This is a genomic window from Paenibacillus sp. P4_E11, assembly GCF_056401635.1.
In genome coordinates this window covers 1-5,819 of record NZ_JBFUIX010000179.1, presented here as the reverse complement: position 1 = coordinate 5,819, position 5,819 = coordinate 1, and the positions used below count along the sequence as shown (strand labels likewise).

Below are 5,819 nucleotides of genomic sequence, written 5' to 3'. Positions count from 1 at the left end.
TTACTAGAGAGAGGATCGACTCCTTGTTCTAGGCAACGCTGCCAAGAATTGTACAAGGAAGTCCTGACATCAAGCTGCGAATAGCATCCAGACATAAACTTTACCCATTCACGTTCAATCGTCGCTTTGTCAATTTTTGGAGACCTGCTACAACTGAAAGTGTCGAATCTGTTTTTTTGCATAACTGCCTCCTAGACATCAGTTGATCATTACGGCGTTGAGCAGGGAATGGTTTCTACTAACAAGATGGATTTATTATAATTGTAACGAAGTCCTACATCAATATAAATAGTGAGTGATAAAAACCTTCGGCAAAACCTCCAAGAAAATCTACAAATCCAATGGCGCGCACGAACCGCTGTTTGGCGTGGATACAGGCGATATGAAGCCCATCGCCAAGAAAATTAAAATCAATCAACCTTTGGCTGAGCAGCTACTGAAGCGGATTTTGAGCGTTGGATCGAGGCGGCTAGGATTACATTATATAGACCACTACTAACACAATAACTAGCTATGACCAATACCGGTGATAAAATACGGAAAGATTGAAACGCAAGGTTACTTGTATTTAGTATGATCGATGTGTTGGTTATTGTATTATGGATAATGAAACGAATGCCTCAATAGGTATTTATAATATAGAACATAGGAGGATTACATGTCCTGGAGCAAATTGAAGCAGCAACTGGAGAGTTTTCTCTGTCCTGCGTTATATGGAAGGGTCGAATACCGTGCAACCAGCTACCGTTATTTACCTGATAAAGCAGGACTTTGTTATATTGCGGTAGATAAAAAGAACGTATTCAATATGAGTGATACTACCTTAATCAGATGGTATCAGACGGAGCTGGAAATTAAGAATGATCCACATATCCAAATTCCTATCAACAATGAAGAAATTGAAGCGGTCAGAAAAGATACCAAGGGGACAGTCCCGGAGGATCGTCTAAAAGTAATTGCAAGAAGTAGAAAAATATCAGAATATGCAAAGGAGCTTTTGTCAGCACAGTCATCATTAAGTAAATCAAACTTTATCGTTGTAGCTAATAAGTTTTTATCCCTTTCTATAGAGGAAAGCATAGAGAGCAATGATATCTTATTGAATATTCTAGCTTTGGTGGACAGACGAGTTGGAAAAAAGCGAATTTTAAACATGACCGAGAAGATGAAGTTAAAGCATCCAATTGTGCAGTATTTTTATGAACTACGGCTTAGTACGTTATGAAAATAAATAATGCGCTAATAGCCTTCGATGTCAATGCCTTCGACTTCATAGTGAAGCCCGTTGAACAAGAAAGACTTCACAAAACGATCCAAAGAGCAGTTACGGAAATACGTTCAGAACGCTTAATACAAGTGAAGATGGAGCCCGACTTCCATGCAGTTGAGTTCAAATGCATAGGCGGGATCGATATTCGTAGTGCGCAAGGTGAACGGGTCAAGTGGAAATCAAGTAAGAGTGCGGAGCTATTCGGATATCAGTTGCTGGTAAAGGCTTGAGCCGCTTTCGGAGACGAATGTATAACGTCTAAACATGTACAATCGGGGGCTTATTTCATGCAATGGCAGCGATGCTTGCGGGTGCTCTGGGTAAGTCTAACGATGTGAATACCGCAACCGGCTTCGCGGACGACAAGGACATCCCAGCGTGGGCGAAAGCCAGCGTTGCTTACGTGAAGCAAGCAGGCATTGTACAAGGGAAAGGCAATAACCAATTCGCCCCGCAAGACAATGCAACAAGAGCAGAGGCTGTAACGGTTCTGTTGAACATGTTGGTACAAAAGAGTAAGTAAAGTAAAAATTAATAAGCTTGGAAGGTCTGTATGGACTTTTCAAGCTTATTTTATGTACTACTATCGCATTTCAATAATAAGAAATGGAGCGGGAAGAAGCGCTGCTACCTATTACGAACACCGCCGTCGGAGTTGGATTGAAAAAATAGGACCGATTTTATTACAATGGGCTCTTTTTGTCGGAGTTTGTCATTTTGCTGTCATTGGGGTGTGATACGGTTGTTTTATTAATGAGTAGGAAGGTTGCTCATGTATATGAAATTAGAGATCTAGAGGAGGAGCAACAAGATGATTGGAACAAAATTAAGAAAATTTGTCAACACCACGTTAATATGTTTCATGACGCTGATGCCTTTTACAGGTGCAGTAAGTGCAGCCGAGTCCGCTTCAGACGTAAACGGATCATGGGCGGCGACAACGCTGAACGAATGGCTGACCAAAGGGTGGCTGCACGGCTATCCGGACGGATCGGTGAAACCGGGCAACACGGTAACGAGAGCGGAGTTTTTCACGCTTGCTAACAATGCGATGGGGCTGACTGAAATAGCGGACATATCGTTCTCAGACGTGAAAGCGGGCGATTGGCAATACGATCAGGTTGCTAAAGCGGTCAAAGCCGGATACGTACACGGATACGAGGACGGCACCGTACGTCCTGACAATCAAGTAAGCCGTGAGGAAGTAGCGGTTATGACCGCTGCGGTGCTTCACTTGGATCTTACGCAAGGCGATGCATCCAAATTTAGCGATGTTAGCGACATTGCAAGCTGGAGCAAATCGGCTGTAGGCGCGCTTGTATCCAAAAGTATCTTAAACGGGTATCCCGACGGCACCTATAAACCGAAAGCATCTATTACTCGCGCAGAAGCGGTTGTTATTCTCGACAAAGCCGTTAAAGCGGGCACAGTAACGAACGCGAGTGACAAAACCTATGACAAGGCGGGTACTTATGGACCTGCTACTGGCACAGAAACGGTTGCGGGCAATGTGAAAATTACCGTACCTGACGTGACTTTGCAGAATATGACCATCAAAGGCGATCTTATTCTGGGTAGCGGCATCGGCGAAGGCGATGTCAACATTAACGGCGTTACCGTATTAGGCAAAACGGTCGTCAATGGCGGCGGCGCGAATTCGGTACATTTTAAAGATTCTGTGTTCGTAACCATCATTGTCAATAAACAAACGGGAACTGTACGGATCGTGGTGGAAGGTTCGACTACCGTGAAGCAAGTAACACTCCAATCGAGCGCGAAAGTGGAAGAATCCGGCATAACCGGCGGTGGAGTCAGTTCCGTAGAACTAGCCAAAGACATGCCTGCTAACTCGCAAGTGACCTTGCTCGGTTCTTTTGACTCGGTTGTTATCCATGCATCTTCGATTAAAGTGGACATCCCAAGTGGGTCGGTTGATCACTTGAACGTTAGCACAGGCGCTAAAGACGATATCATTAATACGGGTCAAGATGTGAAAATCGTGAGCTTGGTGCTTGACGCGGTAGCTAAACTGCTCGGTACAGGTACCATTCAGAATGCAACGATCAATGATGGTGCACAAGGCTCTACTTTCGACAAAAAGCCTGAAAAAACCGATGGTACACAAAGCGGCAGCATCGTTGTTGGCGGTACTTCCACTACGACAACTAGCGGCGGAGGCGGCGGTGGCGGTGGGTCAACAACAACGTCAACGCTAGCAACAGCAAAGGCGACAGCTAAAGGTGAATTAGCAACAGCCTTCGGCACTTATATACAAGCTAATTACGAAGCAGCAGACTGGACAACATTAACAGCTGCAAAAACAAATGGCGATGCAGCAATTGATGCAGCAACAGATACAGCAGGAGTGACAACAGCTAAAAACACAGCATTAGCAGCAATGGATGCCGTACAAACAACGGCAGAAAAAGCAGCAGCGGCTTTAGCAACAGCAAAGACGACAGCTAAAAACGAATTATCAGTTACATTCGCCACCTATACACAAGCTAATTACGAAGCAGCAGACTGGACAACATTAACAGCTGCAAAAACAAATGGCGATGCAGCTATTGATGCAGCAACAGATACAGCAGGAGTGACAACAGCTAAAAACACAGCATTAGCAGCAATGGATGCCGTACAAACAACGGCAGAAAAAGCAGCAGCGGCTTTAGCAACAGCAAAGACGACAGCTAAAAACGAATTATCAGTTACATTCGCCACCTATACACAAGCTAATTACGATGCGGCAGACTGGACAACATTAACAACTGCAAAAACAAATGGCGATACAGCTATTGATGCAGCAACAAATACAGCAGGAGTGACAGCAGCTAAAAACACAGCACTAGCAGCAATGGATGCCGTAAAAACAATTGCAGAAAAAGCAGTAGCACATGAAGCAGCTAAGATTACAGTAGCCGCTCTTGGAGATATTTGGGATTGTTGTCAAGACTCTAAGGTGTTAGTGAAAGCACAAGCATTAGTAGGTCCTGGATATACAGTAACTGTAAAAGAAGCTGACGGCACATACATCGATCAATATGGTGTGGCAAGACATTATGGTACAGGAACAATCAGCTTCACGGTATCTGATAATACAAATCCAACTATTACAGCAGATACACCAACATTAACCATCGTTGTTTTTGCAGATTAAATTACAGCAATAGTAAAGGAAATAAGAAAAGGTCTCGCAGTTATAAGTCGAGTGGCTTATCTGCGGGTCTTTTCTTTTGAAGTTAGATAATCCCAGGTCTTATTTTAACTGTAATAGGCTTAATTCTACTTGGCGGTTGTTCTCTGATGTCTCCCAAACCACTAGATGACCAGAGTGTGAAGTCCCAAATCGAGCAAAGTCTAAAGTCAATTGATGCAAAAACGAAAATCACGGTCGAGGAGCTAAATAGTCGAAATACAGAAGGGAAAACGGATACGGTAGAAGTGCGTGTGGTGTCCGACACAGAAAAGGCACTCCTTTCTGTCGGTACTTCCTCAGATAAACCTGCATCACGTATTGAATCTGTCTATCAAGCTGATTTCACTTACGAGGACAAACAATGGCTCCTAAAGAATTTGACGAAAACTAGTGACATAAGTGTCACCCCAAAGGAAGGTGCAAATGTTTCGGCTATCCTCAACCCTGCAGGTAAATCTTATGTCGAAGGAGCGCCTAAAGAGCGGTTCTGGAAGACTAAATTAATAGAGCATAAGACAGATCTGGAAAAGGGTACTGACACCGTACTTTTCAGCAAGGAATCGAAAAATGCAATATTGGCGGAAAGTGGGACAGTCAAGTATTCCTACACCTTCAACAAGCAAACCGGAAAATGGGATAAGGTTGAAGAATCGAAATTGGATGATTGGGTACGAACATATAGTATTGCAGGACGATGGAGCTATAAGTTCACGTCCAAAGACGGGTATTACGTAACTGTTTACCTAGATGTGTCTAATGTTGATCAAAACGGTAAAATTTCTGTGCAAATAAACTCCGATGCCATAAGAGCAGGTATTCTGTCAGGTTTAGACGTAAAGAATAAATGGACAGCAAAAGTATCACAGGATAATCCCTTCGTATTCAAATCCGACGAAACTTCTTATTTGTTGACGATACCGGATGAAGGAGAAACTAATGTACTAAAGCTAGGAGATAATATTTTTCGCAGAGCAAAATGAAAGTTAGAGAGAAAATAGCGGAAAAAGCAGCCCATTTACCAAATATACTGAAACTCAAGGTGAAAGAGACTTGAGTTTTTGTTTTGTTCCATTCTTGGAAATTTTATTAATTGATGACTACAGGGACATGGTGAAAGTACAAGGAAAACCGAGGATTGTGTCGAATAAATTATCGCTGAGCAACGAGTCTAATTAGCTTTCCTATATTCAACAACAGCCGTAACGCTATTGCTATACACGGATTCGATAAGGAGTCGTACAATGAACAGTCATCAAGAACTACTGCAGGATCTAGCCGTCGAGCGTAAGCGTACGAGACAAAAGGCCGTCGACGACGTAATTGCCTTACTGGCTAACGGGAGTATGCCGGCCG

Annotated in this window: 4 protein-coding genes and 2 pseudogenes; 5 read left to right on the top strand and 1 reads right to left on the bottom strand. The window is 43.3% G+C overall.

Going from position 1 to position 5,819, the window contains the following annotated elements:
* Window positions 1-182 (bottom strand): annotated as a pseudogene (locus AC1DWB_RS30545) (hypothetical protein); the annotation flags it as partial.
* Between the two features lie 113 nt (window positions 183-295).
* Between AC1DWB_RS30545 and AC1DWB_RS30540 the strand changes: the two are divergent.
* From AC1DWB_RS30540 to AC1DWB_RS30520, 5 genes and pseudogenes are all read left to right on the top strand, one after another.
* Window positions 296-436 (top strand): annotated as a pseudogene (locus tag AC1DWB_RS30540) (DNA alkylation repair protein); the annotation flags it as partial.
* Window positions 437-658: 222 nt separating this feature from the next.
* The gene (locus AC1DWB_RS30535) at window positions 659-1,225 is read left to right on the top strand and encodes an SF0329 family protein (RefSeq protein WP_477544865.1); all 567 of its coding nucleotides are present in this window, start codon (window positions 659-661) and stop codon (window positions 1,223-1,225) included.
* A gap of 337 nt (window positions 1,226-1,562) precedes the next feature.
* Window positions 1,563-1,793, top strand: coding sequence for an S-layer homology domain-containing protein (locus tag AC1DWB_RS30530; protein ID WP_477544864.1), 231 nt, complete (start codon window positions 1,563-1,565; stop codon window positions 1,791-1,793).
* 288 nt (window positions 1,794-2,081) lie between these two features.
* Window positions 2,082-4,427 (top strand): S-layer homology domain-containing protein, encoded by a 2,346-nt coding sequence (locus tag AC1DWB_RS30525; protein ID WP_477544863.1) that lies wholly within the window; start codon window positions 2,082-2,084, stop codon window positions 4,425-4,427.
* 146 nt (window positions 4,428-4,573) lie between these two features.
* On the top strand, window positions 4,574-5,446 hold the full coding sequence (locus tag AC1DWB_RS30520; RefSeq protein ID WP_477544862.1) for a hypothetical protein: 873 nt from the start codon (window positions 4,574-4,576) through the stop codon (window positions 5,444-5,446).
* Window positions 5,447-5,819 lie beyond the last annotated feature (373 nt).